16 protein-coding genes are annotated in these 16,257 nt (G+C 56.9%); 3 read left to right on the top strand and 13 right to left on the bottom strand.

Annotated elements, in window-relative coordinates; translation table 11 throughout:
* The first annotated feature begins 96 nt into the window (after positions 1–96).
* Together CFT65_RS06260 and CFT65_RS06255 are read left to right on the top strand one after the other, a co-directional pair.
* The gene (locus CFT65_RS06260; protein WP_088827112.1) at positions 97–1,200 is read left to right on the top strand and encodes a ferredoxin reductase; all 1,104 of its coding nucleotides are present in this window, start codon (positions 97–99) and stop codon (positions 1,198–1,200) included.
* Positions 1,201–1,254: 54 nt separating this feature from the next.
* Positions 1,255–2,328, top strand: a complete 1,074-nt coding sequence (locus CFT65_RS06255; RefSeq protein WP_088827111.1) for a fatty acid desaturase family protein — start codon at positions 1,255–1,257, stop codon at positions 2,326–2,328.
* A 43-nt stretch (positions 2,329–2,371) separates the two neighbouring features.
* Here CFT65_RS06255 and CFT65_RS06250 read toward each other — a convergent pair whose 3' ends face one another.
* Both CFT65_RS06250 and CFT65_RS06245 read right to left on the bottom strand, forming a co-directional pair.
* Positions 2,372–2,809 (bottom strand): RrF2 family transcriptional regulator, encoded by a 438-nt coding sequence (locus CFT65_RS06250; RefSeq protein WP_014578197.1) that lies wholly within the window; start codon positions 2,807–2,809, stop codon positions 2,372–2,374.
* 28 nt (positions 2,810–2,837) lie between these two features.
* Positions 2,838–3,272 (bottom strand): YbaN family protein, encoded by a 435-nt coding sequence (locus CFT65_RS06245; RefSeq protein ID WP_228705786.1) that lies wholly within the window; start codon positions 3,270–3,272, stop codon positions 2,838–2,840.
* A 112-nt stretch (positions 3,273–3,384) separates the two neighbouring features.
* On the opposite strand from CFT65_RS06245, the gene moaA reads away from it, so the two are divergent.
* Positions 3,385–4,377 (top strand): GTP 3',8-cyclase MoaA, encoded by a 993-nt coding sequence (moaA, locus tag CFT65_RS06240; protein WP_088827110.1) that lies wholly within the window; start codon positions 3,385–3,387, stop codon positions 4,375–4,377.
* Positions 4,378–4,434: 57 nt separating this feature from the next.
* Here the strand turns inward: moaA and CFT65_RS06235 are convergent, their stop codons facing one another.
* The 11 genes from CFT65_RS06235 to narJ form a co-directional block, all read right to left on the bottom strand.
* Positions 4,435–4,971 carry a nitrous oxide reductase accessory protein NosL gene (locus CFT65_RS06235; RefSeq protein ID WP_088827109.1) on the bottom strand — a complete coding sequence of 179 codons (537 nt, stop codon included), beginning with the start codon at positions 4,969–4,971 and terminating at the stop codon, positions 4,435–4,437.
* A gap of 14 nt (positions 4,972–4,985) precedes the next feature.
* Positions 4,986–5,816, bottom strand: coding sequence for an ABC transporter permease (locus CFT65_RS06230; protein ID WP_088827108.1), 831 nt, complete (start codon positions 5,814–5,816; stop codon positions 4,986–4,988).
* The gene (locus CFT65_RS06225; RefSeq protein WP_088827107.1) at positions 5,813–6,745 is read right to left on the bottom strand and encodes an ABC transporter ATP-binding protein; all 933 of its coding nucleotides are present in this window, start codon (positions 6,743–6,745) and stop codon (positions 5,813–5,815) included. Before CFT65_RS06225 ends, CFT65_RS06230 begins: the two co-directional genes overlap by 4 nt.
* Complete coding sequence (locus CFT65_RS06220) at positions 6,745–8,010, bottom strand: nitrous oxide reductase family maturation protein NosD (protein ID WP_088827106.1); 1,266 nt, start codon at positions 8,008–8,010, stop codon at positions 6,745–6,747. Before CFT65_RS06220 ends, CFT65_RS06225 begins: the two co-directional genes overlap by 1 nt.
* A gap of 225 nt (positions 8,011–8,235) precedes the next feature.
* Complete coding sequence (gene nosZ / locus CFT65_RS06215; RefSeq protein ID WP_088827105.1) at positions 8,236–10,131, bottom strand: TAT-dependent nitrous-oxide reductase; 1,896 nt, start codon at positions 10,129–10,131, stop codon at positions 8,236–8,238.
* A 64-nt stretch (positions 10,132–10,195) separates the two neighbouring features.
* Complete coding sequence (gene nosR, locus CFT65_RS06210) at positions 10,196–12,289, bottom strand: transcriptional regulator NosR (protein ID WP_088828172.1); 2,094 nt, start codon at positions 12,287–12,289, stop codon at positions 10,196–10,198.
* A gap of 162 nt (positions 12,290–12,451) precedes the next feature.
* The gene (locus CFT65_RS06205; protein ID WP_088827104.1) at positions 12,452–12,853 is read right to left on the bottom strand and encodes a ribonucleotide reductase subunit alpha; all 402 of its coding nucleotides are present in this window, start codon (positions 12,851–12,853) and stop codon (positions 12,452–12,454) included.
* A 136-nt stretch (positions 12,854–12,989) separates the two neighbouring features.
* Positions 12,990–13,739, bottom strand: coding sequence for a Crp/Fnr family transcriptional regulator (locus CFT65_RS06200; RefSeq protein WP_088827103.1), 750 nt, complete (start codon positions 13,737–13,739; stop codon positions 12,990–12,992).
* A 129-nt stretch (positions 13,740–13,868) separates the two neighbouring features.
* The gene (locus tag CFT65_RS06195) at positions 13,869–14,675 is read right to left on the bottom strand and encodes a peptidylprolyl isomerase (protein ID WP_088827102.1); all 807 of its coding nucleotides are present in this window, start codon (positions 14,673–14,675) and stop codon (positions 13,869–13,871) included.
* Between the two features lie 131 nt (positions 14,676–14,806).
* A complete protein-coding gene (gene narI / locus CFT65_RS06190) occupies positions 14,807–15,484 on the bottom strand; it encodes a respiratory nitrate reductase subunit gamma (protein WP_088828171.1) in 678 nt (225 codons plus the stop codon).
* 23 nt (positions 15,485–15,507) lie between these two features.
* Positions 15,508–16,248, bottom strand: a complete 741-nt coding sequence (gene narJ / locus CFT65_RS06185; protein WP_088827101.1) for a nitrate reductase molybdenum cofactor assembly chaperone — start codon at positions 16,246–16,248, stop codon at positions 15,508–15,510.
* Positions 16,249–16,257 lie beyond the last annotated feature (9 nt).

The following is a 16,257-nucleotide window of genomic DNA, read 5'->3' as shown; positions in this document are numbered from 1 at the left end:
GGACCGTTGTATCCCTCCATAGCCGTGTGTACAGTCGTACACATTGGTGAACACTTGTACACACGGATAACCGAAAGCCTCAGGGAGGCACCCAGCATGTTAGCAAAACACACCCAGCATAAAGCCCTTCAATGGCTTGGCAGGCAGCTTTTCAACCGGAACGATCCAGAGGCATTCTTCGACCCTCTGCTCGAGCGCATCAACCCCATGTGGGTACAAGAGTACACACCCGCCAGGGTGGAGCAGGTCCTGTCCGAAACCCGGGACACCAAAACCCTGGTATTGAAACCAGCCCGGCGTTGGTCCGGTTTCGGTGCGGGCCAACATGTGAACATCTGTGTTGAAGTTGATGGAATTCGCCGGAACCGCACATTCAGTCTCTCGAGCTCGCCGCTGCTCTGGCAGGAACAGGGGCTGGTCACGCTGACCATCAAACGTCTTCCGGGCGGGCTGGTGACCAACTGGATCCACGATAACCTGCAAGCCGGTGCAATTATCGGTATAGGTGAGGCCTTTGGCGACTTTCAGATACCTGAACCAGCCCGGCCGGTCCTGTTCATTGCCGGCGGCAGCGGGATCACGCCAGTACTGAGCCAGCTTGAAACCATGGCGGCCAGGGATTACCGGGCGCCTGTGACATTGCTGTATTTCGTTCGAACCACTGATGATGTGATCGCCCGGGAAAAACTGCTGGCGCTGGAGGCACGTTACAGCTCCCTGACGCTTGATATCATTGCCACCAACGAGTCACAGGAACCTCGCTATCTGAGTGACCAGGATCTGGACGCAGTTCCGGGCATCAAAGCCCGCCAGGTCTATCTCTGCGGCCCAAAGGGCCTGATGGATCTGGCCCAGAAGCTCCTCTACGAGCGAGGCTTTGCTGATGCAGATATCCACAGCACTTTTTTCTCCGTGCCAAGTGCAGATCTGGGAAACGAAACCCTCGGTGGCGAGATTCAGTTTGAAGGCAGCCAGCTGGAGGTCGGTTCCAAGGGCGATGCCACCTTGCTGGAAATCGCCGAGGCGGCCGGGCTGACCCCGCGCCACGGTTGCCGTATGGGCATTTGCCACCAATGCAGCTGCCGGAAAACCACGGGGACCGTTGTCAACCGTCTGACCGGGCAGGCCTCTGGTCCCGGCGAGGAGAGCATTCAGCTTTGTATCTCCGTACCCCGTGGCCCGGTCTCACTCGACCTTTAAGAATCCTCACCCTATTTCATCGCGGAGCCTCAGTGCACCGCAGGGAGTACCACCATGAAAAAGATGACCGAAGCACAGCTCGGAGAACTTGAAACAGATCTGAACGCGATCCGGGATGAGGTCCTTGCGGACCTCGGCGAACGGGACGCCCGATACATCCGGCGGATGGTTCGCCTGCACCGAAGCCTCGAGGCAGGGGGCCGGATCATGATGCCCCTCGGTTTCATACCGCCGGTATTCGTTGCCGCCACCGCAACCCTGGGCATTGCCAAGATCCTGGAAAATATGGAGATCGGCCATAATGTCATGCACGGCCAGTACGACTGGATGAACGACCCGAGCCTGCATTCCCAGACCTACGAGTGGGATACGGTCTGCACAGGTGATTCCTGGCGCCGCACCCATAACTATGAACATCACACCTACACCAACATTATCGGCAAGGACCGTGACTACGGCTACGCCGTGTTACGACTGACCGATGACGAACCCTGGAAACCCTGGCACACACTGCAGTTCATCAATTACATCCTGCTGAGCGTGTTCTTCCAGTGGGGCGTGGGCCTGCACGAACTTGAAACCGAGAAGCTGCGGAGCCGGGAAATAAGTTGGCGGGAAAAACTGCCGTTTCTGGAGGAATTCGCCCGCAAGGGTGGCCGCCAGGCCTTCAAGGATTACGTGTTCTTTCCACTGCTCACCTTGCCGGTGGCGCCCATTGTTCTGGCAGGAAATGTTGGCGCCAACCTGATCCGCAACCTCTGGTCATCCACCGTGATTTTCTGCGGCCATTTCACACAGGATGCGGAAACCTTTACCAAGGAGGAGTGCGAGGGCGAGAGCAAAGGCCACTGGTACCTGCGCCAACTCACCGGGTCTTCAAACTTCACCGGTGGTCGTTGGCTGCACATCCTGAGCGGGCACCTCAGTTACCAGGTAGAGCATCACGTGTTTCCCGACCTGCCTGCCCACCGATATCCGGAAATTGCCGGGAAGGTGCAGGCGGTATGTCAAAAGCACGGCATACATTACAACACCGGCAGTTTTGCCAGTCAGTACGGAACAGTCATCAAGAGGATACTCAATCATTCCCTGCCCGGAAAGATGGCGGGGGTTGCCAGAGCGGCCTGACCGGGTTGAACCGGCCAGGCAAGCTAAAGGCAACCTGGCCGGTTCAGGCTATCTGAAGCAACCTCAAAAGCTGGGGTCTGTGCTGTTCCTGGATAACGTCGGCAAGCGTGTACTTGTCGAGCACCTCCAGAAACGCTTTCAGCGCTTCCCCAAACATTGATTTAAGACCGCACACCGGTGTTATCTTGCAAGCATTCTTGGAGGAGAAGCACTCCACGATGCTCAGATCCTGTTCGGTTTCCCGCACCAGGATGCCGATGCTGATATCCGAAGGCGAACGGTGCAGACGCATGCCACCCTTTTTGCCACGGATAGTCTCGATATAGCCTTTTTTGTTCAACTGGTGCACCACCTTCATAAGGTGGTTTTTGGAGATATCATAACTGTCGGCGATTTCCTGTATGGTCGCCAGACGATCACCCTGTACTGCCAGATAAATCAGTACGCGAAGTGAATAATCCGTGTAACGGGTGATGTGCATTCAAAACTCCAGTTGTTAATACAAGCCGTTAATAAGAAGGTCGAGTCACCAGATAACAAGCGGTGCCGCACAAAAATACGCCAGATATCCCCAATACCAGTCCAGATGCTCCAAGCACGAACAGCATCCCCCAACTGAGCGCCATCATGCTGCAGGCGAGCACCTTGGCCCTCATCGGCACCGCCCGACGTGTACGCCACTGATCGATTGCCGGGCCAAACCTGGGGTGCTCTTCAAGCCATTGAGCAAAGGCCGGAGATCCCTTACTGGCAAAAAACGCTGCCAACAACACAAAGACTGTTGTCGGCAAAAGCGGCAGAACAACTCCGGCCAGTGCCAACGTAATTGAAATATACGCAAGAATTCGAAATCCGGTTTTCCCAAAACGATCGCCCATAATGGCGCTCTCACCACGATTGATAATTGCATCTAGTTTACAAGGATAGACCTCAGCGGTCTCCACCCAGACAGTTCCCGACGGCCTACCTCCCGAGGGGTATCGGAATTGTTGATCCGATCTGCAATACTTGGTCTATACTCAGGTTAAAAAAACAATCGGCAACAGGACCAACCCGATGCCCCAGAACAAACTGACAGACCGTTTTGGTCGCACCGTCAACTACGTGCGTCTGTCCGTCACTGACCGGTGCGACTTCCGCTGCGTGTACTGTATGGCCGAGGACATGACCTTCCTGCCCCGCCAGCAGGTTCTGACTCTCGAGGAAATTGCCCGCGTTGCCCGCAACTTTGTTGACCTTGGCACCGAAAAGATTCGCCTGACCGGTGGCGAGCCTCTGGTACGCAAGGACATTCTGGAACTGGTAAAAGAGATTGGCACCTACGGGCTGCGGGACTTCGCCATGACCACCAACGGCAGCCAGCTCACGACCATGGCAGAGCCCCTGCGCAAGGCGGGCATGCATCGTCTGAACATCAGCCTGGATTCCCTGGACCCGGAGAAATTCCGCAACATTACCCGCACGGGCAAGCTGAGCCATGTGCTGGACGGTATTGATGCTGCCCGTGAGGCCGGCTTCCGGGGTATCAAGATCAATACGGTGGTGATGAAGGGGCGGAATGATGAGGAAATTCCCGAGCTGATCGAGTTCGCCCGGAAGAAGCAGGTGGATATCAGCTTTATCGAAGAGATGCCCCTGGGTGAAATATCCGAACACGATCGGGGCCTGGCGCTCTGCACCAGCGAGGAGGTGCGGGACATCATCCGGAAACACCACGAGCTGGTTCCGGCAACCGAGGATTCCGGCGGCCCCGCCCGCTATTACCGTATGGAGGATAGCGAGACCCGGGTCGGTTTCATTTCCCCCCATTCCCACAACTTCTGTTCTACCTGCAATCGGGTGAGAGTGACTGTTGAAGGTCGGCTGCTTCTTTGCCTGGGCAACGAGCACTCAGTGGATCTGCGCCGGGTGCTGCGCGGCAACCCGGTGACCGACGACAAACTGCGGGAGACCATTATCAACGCCATGGATCTGAAGCCGGAGCGACATCACTTTTCAACAAATGGCGATGTGCAGATTCTGCGATTCATGAATATGACCGGCGGCTAAGCGGCCAATTTAACGAAGGGGTCAGATGAAGGCTTTCATCTGACCCCTTTTTCATTTCTAGTGGTCCATTCCATCCATACTATGCATCGCCATGCCGCTATTAAGGTGGTCCATGGTGATTCCTGCAAAAGCCACCACCTTCCCACCATGTTCGCTGGCAAAATCGTCTGCATCGGCCTGACTAGAAAAGGATGCCAGGGTTGGGCCCATCGCGCCCTTACGGCTGGAACCGATCACATAGAAAGCTTCACGGGCATCAATAAGAGCGGTGTCGTTGGGGCTTTGCCATTCGGTCTGCGCCATATCGTGGACGTAAAGGGTGTGATCCCGATTTACATTCTCTGGCTGCAAGGCCCACGCGAACATGTCTCTAGTGGAGCAGAATTTGCGCACGTGCTGTTCTTTTTCGGTGATGGCTTCGCCTTTCGGCCCCGGGAAGCTGGTGATGACCATGCCGCAGACGTGGCACTCATCGCCAGTTACAAAATTGACCGGAGCGGCTTTGGCAGTGGTTTGTTCTTCGCTACCTGAGCAGGCTGTCAATGTGAGAACTGCCAGGGCGGCCAGGAGCCAGTTGAGTTTGCTTGTGTTCATCGGGACAACTCCGTTCAGATACGGCGGTTTCGGAAAAGTAACAAGGCGCCTGCCAGCGGGATGGCAAACCACAGCACCAGGCCAAACCACAGGCCGGTGGCACCAATGGGGAGGTCGGCACCGAGACTGAGGACGCCACTGAGCTGGGCGCTGTCGCCGAAGGCAACGATATTGAGCAGACGGTAGATGTCCGTTGGATTGAGCATCAACAGCCAGGGCAACAGTTCAGCGCTGAACTGGCCTTCGCTGGCCACGAGAGTGCCCAGCAGCATCAGGTCGAATATCAGCACGAAGAAGAACCAGATCGCCAGGGCCAGTCCGGCGGCAATGGGCTTTTCGCTGACCCGAACACTGATCACGTAGGCAAGGGCAATAAAGCCCCACCCCAAAAGCACGGTGGAAACAATGAACCGCAGCATGGCTGCCGCGAGACTGGCAATGGCAACTTCTTCCACCAGCACTGCAATGGCCACACCGGCGACGCCGAAACCAATCACGGTAGCGAGAGCCAGGGTCAGGCCATGGCCCAGGAACTTGCCGAGCAGCAACTGGCTGCGGCTGAGCGGGTAGGTCAGCAGTAACAGCAGGGTTCCACCCTCTTCCTCACCAACGATGGCATCGTAGGCAAGCAGCAATGCAATCAATGGGATCAGGAAGATTCCAAGGCTCGCAAGGCTGGCAATGGTGGCAGGCGTGGAGGCATACCCCACCTGCCCGGAGGCTGCGGCGCCAAACCAGGCGATGCCCAAAGCCAGGGTGGCGAAAACCAGAGAAATGGCCATCAGCCAACGATTGCGCAGACTATCACTGAATTCCTTACGGGCAATGGTCCAGATACTGTTCATTTACTGCCTCCCCGGTGGGCCAGGCCACCAGAACCAATAAAGTGCACGTAGATGTCTTCCAGGCTGGGCTGATGAATGCTGATATCTGCCACTTCACCCGATGCCATCACTGCATTCAGCAAGGCCATTTTCTCCCTCGGCTGCACATCCACCCGCAAGCGCCCGCTATCGGTCTTGATGATCAAACCACTGTTGCTCGATGCCCTGTCGATCACATGTTCCAGCGCCGAGATACTGTTGGCTGGATCCAGAGACAGGGTCACCGGCATGTTGGCCTGCCGCCTTAATGCGGCCAGATCCCCGGCAGCCCTCAGGGCCCCACCGGTGAGAATGGCTGCACGATCAATGTAGGGCTCGACACCGGGCAGCACATGCGAACACAGCACAATGCCCGTCCCTCCATCACGCAGCTCCCGGAGCAACCGGTACAGATCTGCCGTGGCGACCGGATCCAGACCCACGGTAGGCTCGTCCAGCATCAGCAGCTTCGGCTTGCCCAACAGCGCCTGGGCCAGACCAAGACGCTGGCGCATGCCTTTTGAGTAGGTCTTGGTGCGGGCATCCATGGCATCGCCAAGGCCAACCTGTTCGAGCAGTTGAGGCACCTGTTGCAGGGACGCGCCTTTCAGCCGGGCGAAATGGTTCAGAATCTCCCGCCCGGTCAGCTGCGGGTAGAACATCACATTTTCCGGCAGGTAACCGATGTGCTGGGTCACCTGCGGATCACCAGCCTGGCCGCCAAGCACGGAAACCGATCCCTGATTGGGAGTCATAAGCCCCAGGATCAGCTTGATACAAGTTGTCTTACCGGCACCGTTATGGCCAAACAAACCCAGGATCTCACCCGGCTCCAGAGTCAGATCGATCCCCGTAAGGACCGGGCTCTTGTCGTACCGGTAACTCACATTCTCAAGACGAAAACAGCTCATCAGTTCTCCGGTTGAAGCTCTGCGGGCATCCGCATCAGGGGATGGGAATCGGTCACACCGGCGGACTTGACCACCGGAAACGCATCCTGCACCCAGCGCAGGGTATCCACCGCCGGGCTGAACATCAGGACCTTGGCTTCCGGATACTTCCACAGCAGCCGGTCCACGTTGTCGTTGGGTTCATAGGGCACATCGCCAACGCCATCCTGGTTCCGATCCCAGCCCAGGTAATCACTCCAGAAATTGCCGCTGTTTCCCTTCGACCACTCCTGGGTGCGGGTGGCCACATACTTTACCTGGCGTTGATTGTTCACGAACGCGTTGCCGAACACCTCGTTGTCTTCAGAACCGGCGGTCAGGTGAATGCCGATGTTGCTATCCGCAAACAGATTGCCTTCGAACGTGTTGTAAAGGGAGTTATAGATAAAAACCGCCTTGCCTTCGGCTCCCTCAATCGTCACCCCTCCGGTCCGCCCCTGGGACACCCCGGTCACCACATTACCCCGCAACTCCGACTGGGTAATGAAATTCATCAGAATCCCGTAGTTCTCATCGTTGACCGACTGGTTGTTAATCACCTTCAACCGCTTGCTCTGCATCAGTGCATAACCGGTTCGCGTGTTTCGGGTGACATTGCTCTCCAGCAGATTATTCATCGAGTACATGTAATGGATGCCATAACGCAGATCCGCCATCTCATTGCCACGGATCGTGTTGTTATCCGCCGTCTCGATATAGATCGCATCCCGGGTCTGACGAATGTCATTGCCCTCAATCAGCGCGCCGGTGGTATTGAACAGATGAATCCCATTGCCCCGGTCATTCGGACGCAGACTGTCATCACCGCGAATCGTATTATTTCGGACCGTCACATCCGGCGTCGCATCCAGCCAGACCCCGAACGCAGGGCCCTGCAATCGGTTGTTCTCAACCACCGCACCTCTGGCTTCGCGAGCCACGAAAATCCCCGCATCCAGCTCGTTCAGATCTCGGCCCCAGTTGCGCACGTCACACCCGGAAAACGTCACTGCTTCGGCAACAATATCCACCGCATTCCCCTGCCCGCCCGGGTCAATCACCGTCTCTTCATGGCATGACACAGACACCCCGGGCACCCGGATAGTCAGAGACGAAATCTGCTCAGGGGGAAGCTCAAAGCTCGCGCCCGGCTTCAGGGCATCAAGCTGTTCTTGCAGGTCCGCTTGCGCGGTCAGCGATAACAGAGCGACGGTCAGGGCCACTCCATAACGCAAGGTTCGATACATCAATTTATCTCGAGAGTTCATATGTTGGAGGACTGCACCTTGCTCTGTGCAAATCGATGGTAAAGGGCTTTCCGAAACCGTTGAGGGCCACGGATGGCCCGATTCGAGCCCTACAGGGAAGTACTCGCGGGCGTGTTTCGGAAAGCCCTTTACCATCGGTTTGCCATACCCGACCAGCAGGCCTGCCAGGACCCACACAGGAGCCCTGACAGGAACCTCAATGGATCAGGCCTTCTCTACAATCATGCGACCCCGCATCTCCATATGCAGCGCATGACAGAACCAGTTGCAGTAGTACCAGTGCACCCCTGGACGATCCGCCTTGAAGGTCACCGAAGCTGTCTGCTGCGGACTGACCTCCATGCTCACACCATGGTTCACCATACAGAAACCGTGGGTCACATCTTCAATAGTGTCCAGGTTGGTCACATACACCGTCACTTCATCACCCTGTTTCACCTTGAACTCGGTCATCCCGTACTGCGGCGCAATCGAGGTCATGTATACACGAACCTTGTTGCCATCGCGGATAACTTTGTTGTCGGCTTCCAGAGTCACGCCATCCTTCCTGGCCTGCTCAACGGCAGAGGCAAAGAACGGATCGTCGCGATCGTAGATCTTCTTGGTCTTGATCTGATCACGACGCACCAGAATACAGTCGTGAGGCTCGGCGAAAGTCGGGCCATCGTGAACCAGCTTCATCTCCTCACCGGAGATATCGATCAACTGGTCGTTCTCTGCATGCAGAGGTCCAACCGGCAGGAACCGGTCCTTGGAGAACTTCGACAGCACAACCAGCCACTTGCCATCGGCATCTCGGGATTCGGTCAGGGACGCATGGTTGTGGCCCGGCTGATAATGCACGTCCAGCTTCTGACGGATGTAGTTCACATCCTCGCCGTTGTAGTGCTTGATGGCATCCGCGATGTTCCACTTCGCCACCTGGCTGTCGATAAACAGTGTGGTATAGGCATTGCCACGGCCATCGAAGGTTGTATGCAGAGGCCCAAGACCCAGCTCGGGCTCGCCCACCACGGTATCGCGCGGCGCGATCTTGCCGTCGAACAGATCGTCCAGCTTGTCGATGGCAATGATGGACACGGTCGGTGACAGCTTGCCGTTGGCAATAAAGTATTTGCCGTCCGGCGAGGTATTCAGGCCATGGGGGTTCTTGGGAACAGGGATGTAACGGGTCAGTTCCGAGCCTGCACGACCGTCTACCACCGGAACCTTGGAGTCACCCAGAGTCTTGTAGTTGCCGTTCTTCACCGCCTGCTCGATGCGTTCGATATTGAACACCACCGCCCAGTCGCGATCATTGCGCATGGTACCGGCCAGATCCAGCGCCTTCTCCGAGTTGTAGCAGGTGGAGCAGGCGTACTTGCCGGTGTAGTCGGCGTCGGTGTTGTCCAGGTTGCCGTCAACAATTACCTGGAAGGCTACCTCCATGGTCTCCGCATCAACCGCATTGAACATGGTGAAGCTGCTTTCAAGGCTGGTATCGCTGCCATCATTGGGATGCGGAATCACGTATTCCGCGTTGCAGAAGACGTACTTGGTTTTTGGCACCTTCTGCAGTCGCAGACCATGAATGGCCTGCACATTGGGGATGGTGGTGATCTTGTCACACTTCATGATGTCCAGGCGGATCCGGGCCACACGGGTATTGGCCTTGTCATTGATGAACAGGTACTTGCCATCGTAACGGCCATCCGTCATGGAAATATGGGGGTGGTGGGAATCGCCATTCAGGTGGGTATTGTCATGGCCCAGCACGTCCTTACTCTCGTTGCTGATGCCCCATCCGGTCGCAGAGTCCACATTGAACACCGGAATGCGCATAAGCTCGCGCATGGAGGGCACACCCAAAACCCTTACTTCACCAGAGTGACCACCACTCCAGAAACCGTAGTACTCGTCCAGCTCCCCCGGATGTATCACGTATTTGTTGCGGGCCTCCTCGGCGGCGGCCGCGAATGCCTCGCGCGACATTACTGCGGTGCCAAGCCCGGTTGCACCGGCAACGCCCGCAAGGGCAGCAGCGCCCATAAACCGGCGGCGGCTCTGGCCGCTTTCCGGAAGCTCCGGCATGTCCTTGGTCAGATCATCTCTTTTTTTCATAACATCCAACTCCGTTATTGGTAATGGCGGTTTTGCTTCTCATGCTTTCTTTTTATGGGACTACTCAAGTCACCTGAACCACGGGTATTTCCTCCGGGTGGCCCGGTGCGTTATGACCACGGCGCTTGCCGCGTCGCTTGACGATCAGCGGCGGGCACTTGTGATCATCGAAATAGGTCATCTGGCAGTCCAGGCAGTAATGGCATTCCATATAGTTGATGTGGCCGTCCGGATGGATTGCCTGAACTTCACACTCGTGGTCACACAACCGGCAGGGATTGCCACACTCCTTCCGGCGTTTGAGCCAGTCGAACACCCGAAGTTTGGTCGGCAGTGCCAAGGCTGCGCCCAGGGGACACATGTAGCGGCAGAACACTTTGCGGGTGAATAGATTCACCACCAGCAACACACCGGCGTAGGTGACAAAAGGCCAGCTGCGGTCAAATTTCAGCGTGATGGCGGTTTTGAACGGCTCCACCTCGGCAAGCCGTTCGGCGGTTGCCATGGAATCCAGCGACACTCCGAAAAGCACCAGCAGAATGATGTACTTGATGGCCCAAAGCCGCTCGTGCACGGCGAACGGCACGGTGTATTGGGGCACCTTGAGTTTGCGGGCTATCTCGTTCAGCAATTCCTGGAGGGCGCCAAATGGGCATAACCAGCCGCAGTACACCGCCCTGCCCCAGAGCAGGATGATGGCGGCCACCACGGCCCAGAGGATGAACAGCATCGGATCGATCAGGAACGTGCTCCAACTGAAGCCACTGATCAGGCTGTTGGCAAACGTGAGCACGTTGACGATGGAAAGCTGACCCATGGCATACCAGCCGATGAAGAACAGCGTGTAGGTCAGGAAGGCGTGGCGGATCCAGCGCATCATCTTCGGCTTTTTCACCAGCCAGTCCTGGAAAAACAGGATGAACATCAGCACACCGATTCCGATACCGAGCACCACAATCTGGAATTCACGCTGGTACCATACCTGCACCCACATGGGCTGGCTTTCCAGCCATTCTTCCTCGGAGACGACCGGCTCCGGACGGGTATAAAACTGCTCCGGCAGTTGATACTCGAGGGGGAAGACCTGGAATTCGCTGTCCAGCGGTCCAGTCTGGCGCTTCACCGTGAGTTCAAGTGTCCATGGAGTGCCAGGATCGAAGTTGTATTGCTGGCGAATGATGAAAATCGCCATCTCGGTGAATTTCGGCATGCCCTCGGCATAAACGTCGCTTAGCCGGTAGAAATCCAGGTCACGGAAATTGAAGGTGTCACCGAACTGACGAATCTGGATGCGATCAAAGATGCCGCCACGCACATAGCCCGACCCCTTGAAGGAATACTCACCGTCGGCCATCACGGCAATTGCATGCTCGCCTTCCTGCAGCTCGGATGTCAGCCACTGATACTGGCTTTCTCCCAGCATGTTCCGGCCAATGGTGGGCACATCCAGGTAGGCAGTATAGAGTTCAATCAGCGGCTCGTTTCTTTCTTCCGGGCCTGCGGTATCAACACCCTCGGCTTCCGTGCCTTTGAACGAATCATCCACCTGGCCCTTGGTGAGCAGCAACCGGCGCACAGAGCCGTCACCAGTCAGTTCCTGCCAGGTTTTCTGTTCGTAAGCCTGTTTGTCCACGGTGGCCATCGGCGGACGGGTTCCATCCTCGCCTTCAACCATGCCCAGCTCCACGGCCACCCGGTGGGCGGTGCGCATAATCACTTCATTGATCACCATCACGGTGACCGTGGCACCGGACAAACCATCAACGGCAACCTTGCGTTCGGAGGAAGTTCCACCCACGGTTACCCGCTGGTCGGCTTTCAGGCCCGTGTACTGATCGGTAAAGGCGTGCATTTTGCTTTCGGGAATACCCACCAGAAGAATGGGCTCATCGTGGTGGATTACCTTGGCGGCCTTGATGGTGCCTTCGGTATCCAGCAATACCATGGCATTGACCGGTTTGCCCGAGTAGGCGGGAGTCTGTACAAAATCCAGGGACTGATAGGCGTAGCCCACCAATTCCTTGCGAACATAGAGCTCCTGGATGGCTCGATTGCCTTCCCTGGGAATAACCCTGGTGACATCCGGAAACGTCTGCTTGATGACCTGACGACCGGCAACAGGCTCATACTTACCTAGAGGCGCGGCATTCAGGGCCATAGCCAGGACCAACGTGGAAAACAGGAAAGCGAAGCGGAAAAAAACGGACACTGAAGACTCCCTGGAAAAAGCGTCTTATTGCTTCAGCCTAGGCAAATTAGAGGAAACTCAAATACCTCTTATTGAATACGCCTGGCCGATGAAGTGAACGGATTCTCGCTGTCAGCCCAGGCTGACAGCGTTGCCCTGGGAATCGAGGGGTAGATAATTGTTGATATGGCCGAGGCGAATTGACTCCACCATCATGGTCAACGGCTGCTGCGCTTCATCAGTGGATGGAGGCGTACCGCCGCGGCCGGACATGGCGGCAACAAACACCACATCCCATGGTTGGCCCGTGGCCTGTGATTCTTTATGCAGGACCCCGAAATCCGGTGCTTCATCGGGAGTCTTGTCGACACAAACCACCGGCGTCAGGGCGCCACCCTCGCCGCGTTCAAAGGCAACCCTTTCTTCAGGGGAAGCCTCGTCCGGCAACTCGGCCCGGCAGAAAACGAATAGCAGGCGCTGTGGTTCCTGCTGGTTGTAGGAGGCCTGAATCAGGTCACTGTAACTGCTGATCATCTTGATAAATCCTTACTGGTGCCGGGCCGCTGCGATTTACGCCTGGCGGGCAATGAGCCGGGCGGACGAGGTTAGCCTTCGAACTCCGTCGCACAATCCTGCCACTTCGAGAACCGAGAGGCTTGAGTGTGGGATGTTACTGGCTGATTTCGATCAGGCGCTGTGGATCCGAGATAAACAGCCGGCTGCGGTTGACACGCACCAGACCGTTGGCCTTCAGATCCGCCAGAATCCGGGAAAAGGTTTCCGGCTGCATGGCCAGCCTGGAGGCCACCAGGCACTTGGGTAGCGGCAACTCCACTTCCCCACCCTCTTCTGCGCCGTTGGGCAACAGATCAATCAGGTAGCGGATCAGACGGTCACGGGCGTTCTGGACGGTCATGATTTCCAAGTCATGAAATCGCGAAACCGCACGTTTGGCGTAATGCCGCAGTGCGGCCTGGGCGTATCTTGGCTTGCTTTCCAGCATGTCCTGGTAGGCTTTGACCGGGATCATCAGAACTTCGCTGGATTTCAGAGCCTCGGCGTAACAGGCGTACCTGGGCGGATCGGCGTAGATCATGACCTCGGCGAAGCAGTCGCCGGGGGCAATGCTATCGAGGGTTCGGTCGATGCCGGAGGAGTCCAGGCGGTAAAGACGCAGGCGGCCGGAGATCACGAAGAAGAAATGGTGCGCCGGCATATCCTGGCGGTAAAGCAACTGGTGATGGCCAAGCCGAATTCTCCGGGATTGCTGGATCAGGTGCTCAAGATCTTTGCTACTGAGTTCCAAGAACAATGGATGGCTGCGCAGTGCCTGGAGACCGTCCTCGTCATCAAATGGTTTGTTGATGGCGACGAGAACTGGTTTGGTGTAGCAAGTTTCGGCCGTTTGGGTCAGTGCCATGGGAGTATCCTCTTTGCACATTCATGCATTCGAAATCATATTTTAAATAGTAGAAGGATACTGGGTGAAAATCGCTCCCCCCATGGGGGTAGTTGGGGGGCTATTCGGGAGTAATTGGCGTCACGCCCCTCATTGCATCAGAGGCGAATCCGGGAGTTCGAGATCTACCCCCTCCACTCCGGTTTCCGCCGCCATAACCTGCAGATACTGACGAAATGCCCGGCGGGTTACGCTCTCACTCAGGTATTGTCGGATTTGCGGTTTTACATGCTCATACGGGAGCTGATGGCCGTCGATGCGCTGGTCGACCCGAACGATGTGCCAGCCGTAGCGGGTTTCGATCAGTTCCGGATTCAGGCCTTCCTGGAGGGCAAGAACCGGACGCTCAAATTCATCTACTGTCTGGCCTTTGCTGATCTGGCCAAGACTGCCGCCCTGGTGGCGGGATTCGCAGGCGGAGTATTGTTTGGCAAGTTCGGCGAATTGGGAGCGGCCGTCAATAAGGGACGACAGCAATTGATCGCCAGCTTCTTCCTGGCGGATGCGTTCCTGGACGTCGTCCGGGGCGGCGGCAAGCAGGATGTGGCTGACGGCCATCAGTGTCGGGCTGCGGAAGCGGGCCGGGTTAGCGTTATAGAAGCGTTCGCAGTCCTGTTCGGTGGGGTCCGGAACATTGAGTTCGAGTTCCAGTACCCGGGCAATGCGGTCTTCTTCGTCGGCGATGTCATCGAGTTTCAGGCGACTGGCCTGCTGCAGGAGCAATTCCCGGATGACAAGACTTGTGGCGGCTTCATGCCAGGCTTCGGCGACTTCTTCGGCCGGGTGGTGCTGCATTTCCCGGGCGATATCATCTTCGGCGATGAGTGTTTCACCCACGTAGACCGGCGGGAACTGGTTTCTGGGTTTTTCGGCTTCGCCGACGGGGATGAGTTGCATTGTGATCACCTTTTGATTCTGTTGTCGGATTACGGCTTCGCCTAATCCGACCTACGTTTTCTGCTCTCGGGCTCGAGTAGGTCGGATTAGCGTGGCTCCGCCAAGCGTAATCCGACACTCTTGAAACCCAATTACGCCCGCTTGCGCACCACCTGGTACTTCCGTCCGAAATACTCCACCGGCACGCTGAGCATGTGCACCAGGCGGGTGAACGGGAAGAGTACGAAGATGGTCAGGCCCAGGAAGATGTGGGTCTTGTAGATCCAGTGCACGTCGGCAACGTAGCCGGCCACGCCGCCCTGTAGGGTGACGACACCCTGCGCCCAGGCGGAGAACTTGAGCATGGTGCTGCCATCCAGATGGCCCATGGTGGGCAGGATGGTGAGCATACCCAGGACCAGCTGGACCACCAGGATGATAATGATCATATTGTCAGCAAAGGTGCTGCTGGCCTTCACGCGCGGGTCAGTGAGCCGGCGCCAGGCAAGCATGGCACCGCCAATGATCGCCATCACGCCGGCAATTCCACCAACCACGATCGCCATCACCTGCTTGGTGCCGGGAGTCATGAACGGTTCATAGAACGCATGAGGCGTCAGCAGGCCCACCAGGTGGCCGAAGAAGATCACCAGTACGCCCACATGGAACAGTACACTGGCCATCACCATGTTTTTCTTGCGCAGAATCTGGCTGGAATGGGCTTTCCATGTGAACTGCCCCTGGTCATACCGGGCCCAGGTACCAAGCACCAGGATCGCGATAGCAATGTAGGGATAAACCCCGAACAATAGTGTATTCAGATAGGACATCATTTCTGTTTCCTCCTGCGCCCTCAGGCGCGCCCTGCCTGACGGGGTGTGGCATCCGTCATCAGCTGATCACTCAGGTGAATGGTCTGGGTCTGCTCCAGTTCGCGACGGCGCTGGCCTACAACGCTGCCGGTACTGCAGGAACTGCCCTGATCATCAACAAACTTCACCATTTCCTCTTCCCAGACTTTGTCCAGTGCCTCCGGGGTGTCGTCGCGCTCTTCCGAAGCGACGATCTGGGCCAGCTCCTGGCGGTTTGCCGCGCGCCCGGAGAGGGTCAGCAGCGAATCCATCACCACGTGATAGAAACTTTCCCTCTGGTACAGGCGCTCACCCAGCAAGCCCAGGATATGGTGGATATCCTCCAGCCAGTTCTGGATCTCGTCCCGGGGGCGGGTGGAGAGGTATTCCAGGAACAGCGGCAGATAATCCGGCAATTCCCTGGCGTCGATTTCCAGACCGTTAGTGCGGTATTCCTCCATCAGGTCCACCATGGCCTGACCACGGTCGCGGGATTCCCCGTGCACGTGTTCGAACAGCAGCAGGGACGTGGCCCGGCCCTTGTCGAACAGGCCGACGTAGTTCTCCTGCATGTCCAGCAGATCGCCATCGCACAGCATTTCCAGACAGCGCAGCAGTTGCTCCTTGTTCTGCCGGGGCAGCCGGCTGTCCTCGAGGACAGCGGCAATGAGGGCGTCTTTGGAGGCCTGAAGTTCTTCGGTCGGGTACTCAAGCACCCGTGCCAGTACTTTTAAGAGTTGCATGTCGGCCTC

Origin of the sequence: Marinobacter sp. es.048 (assembly GCF_900188435.1) — a bacterium.
Lineage (GTDB): Bacteria > Pseudomonadota > Gammaproteobacteria > Pseudomonadales > Oleiphilaceae > Marinobacter.
This window is presented reverse-complemented; position numbering and strand designations above follow the sequence as displayed.

What these genes read in the sequence shown, in the direction of transcription:
- CFT65_RS06260 (WP_088827112.1), top strand. Translation starts at nt 97, where the DNA reads ATGTTAGCAAAACACACCCAGCATAAAGCCCTTCAATGGCTTGGCAGG.
- CFT65_RS06255 (WP_088827111.1), top strand. Translation starts at nt 1,255, where the DNA reads ATGAAAAAGATGACCGAAGCACAGCTCGGAGAACTTGAAACAGATCTG.
- CFT65_RS06250 (WP_014578197.1), bottom strand. Translation starts at nt 2,809, where the DNA reads ATGCACATCACCCGTTACACGGATTATTCACTTCGCGTACTGATTTAT.
- moaA (WP_088827110.1), top strand. Translation starts at nt 3,385, where the DNA reads ATGCCCCAGAACAAACTGACAGACCGTTTTGGTCGCACCGTCAACTAC.
- CFT65_RS06235 (WP_088827109.1), bottom strand. Translation starts at nt 4,971, where the DNA reads ATGAACACAAGCAAACTCAACTGGCTCCTGGCCGCCCTGGCAGTTCTC.
- CFT65_RS06230 (WP_088827108.1), bottom strand. Translation starts at nt 5,816, where the DNA reads ATGAACAGTATCTGGACCATTGCCCGTAAGGAATTCAGTGATAGTCTG.
- CFT65_RS06225 (WP_088827107.1), bottom strand. Translation starts at nt 6,745, where the DNA reads ATGAGCTGTTTTCGTCTTGAGAATGTGAGTTACCGGTACGACAAGAGC.
- CFT65_RS06220 (WP_088827106.1), bottom strand. Translation starts at nt 8,010, where the DNA reads ATGTATCGAACCTTGCGTTATGGAGTGGCCCTGACCGTCGCTCTGTTA.
- nosZ (WP_088827105.1), bottom strand. Translation starts at nt 10,131, where the DNA reads ATGAAAAAAAGAGATGATCTGACCAAGGACATGCCGGAGCTTCCGGAA.
- nosR (WP_088828172.1), bottom strand. Translation starts at nt 12,289, where the DNA reads ATGGCCCTGAATGCCGCGCCTCTAGGTAAGTATGAGCCTGTTGCCGGT.
- CFT65_RS06205 (WP_088827104.1), bottom strand. Translation starts at nt 12,853, where the DNA reads ATGATCAGCAGTTACAGTGACCTGATTCAGGCCTCCTACAACCAGCAG.
- CFT65_RS06200 (WP_088827103.1), bottom strand. Translation starts at nt 13,739, where the DNA reads ATGGCACTGACCCAAACGGCCGAAACTTGCTACACCAAACCAGTTCTC.
- CFT65_RS06195 (WP_088827102.1), bottom strand. Translation starts at nt 14,675, where the DNA reads ATGCAACTCATCCCCGTCGGCGAAGCCGAAAAACCCAGAAACCAGTTC.
- narI (WP_088828171.1), bottom strand. Translation starts at nt 15,484, where the DNA reads ATGTCCTATCTGAATACACTATTGTTCGGGGTTTATCCCTACATTGCT.
- narJ (WP_088827101.1), bottom strand. Translation starts at nt 16,248, where the DNA reads ATGCAACTCTTAAAAGTACTGGCACGGGTGCTTGAGTACCCGACCGAA.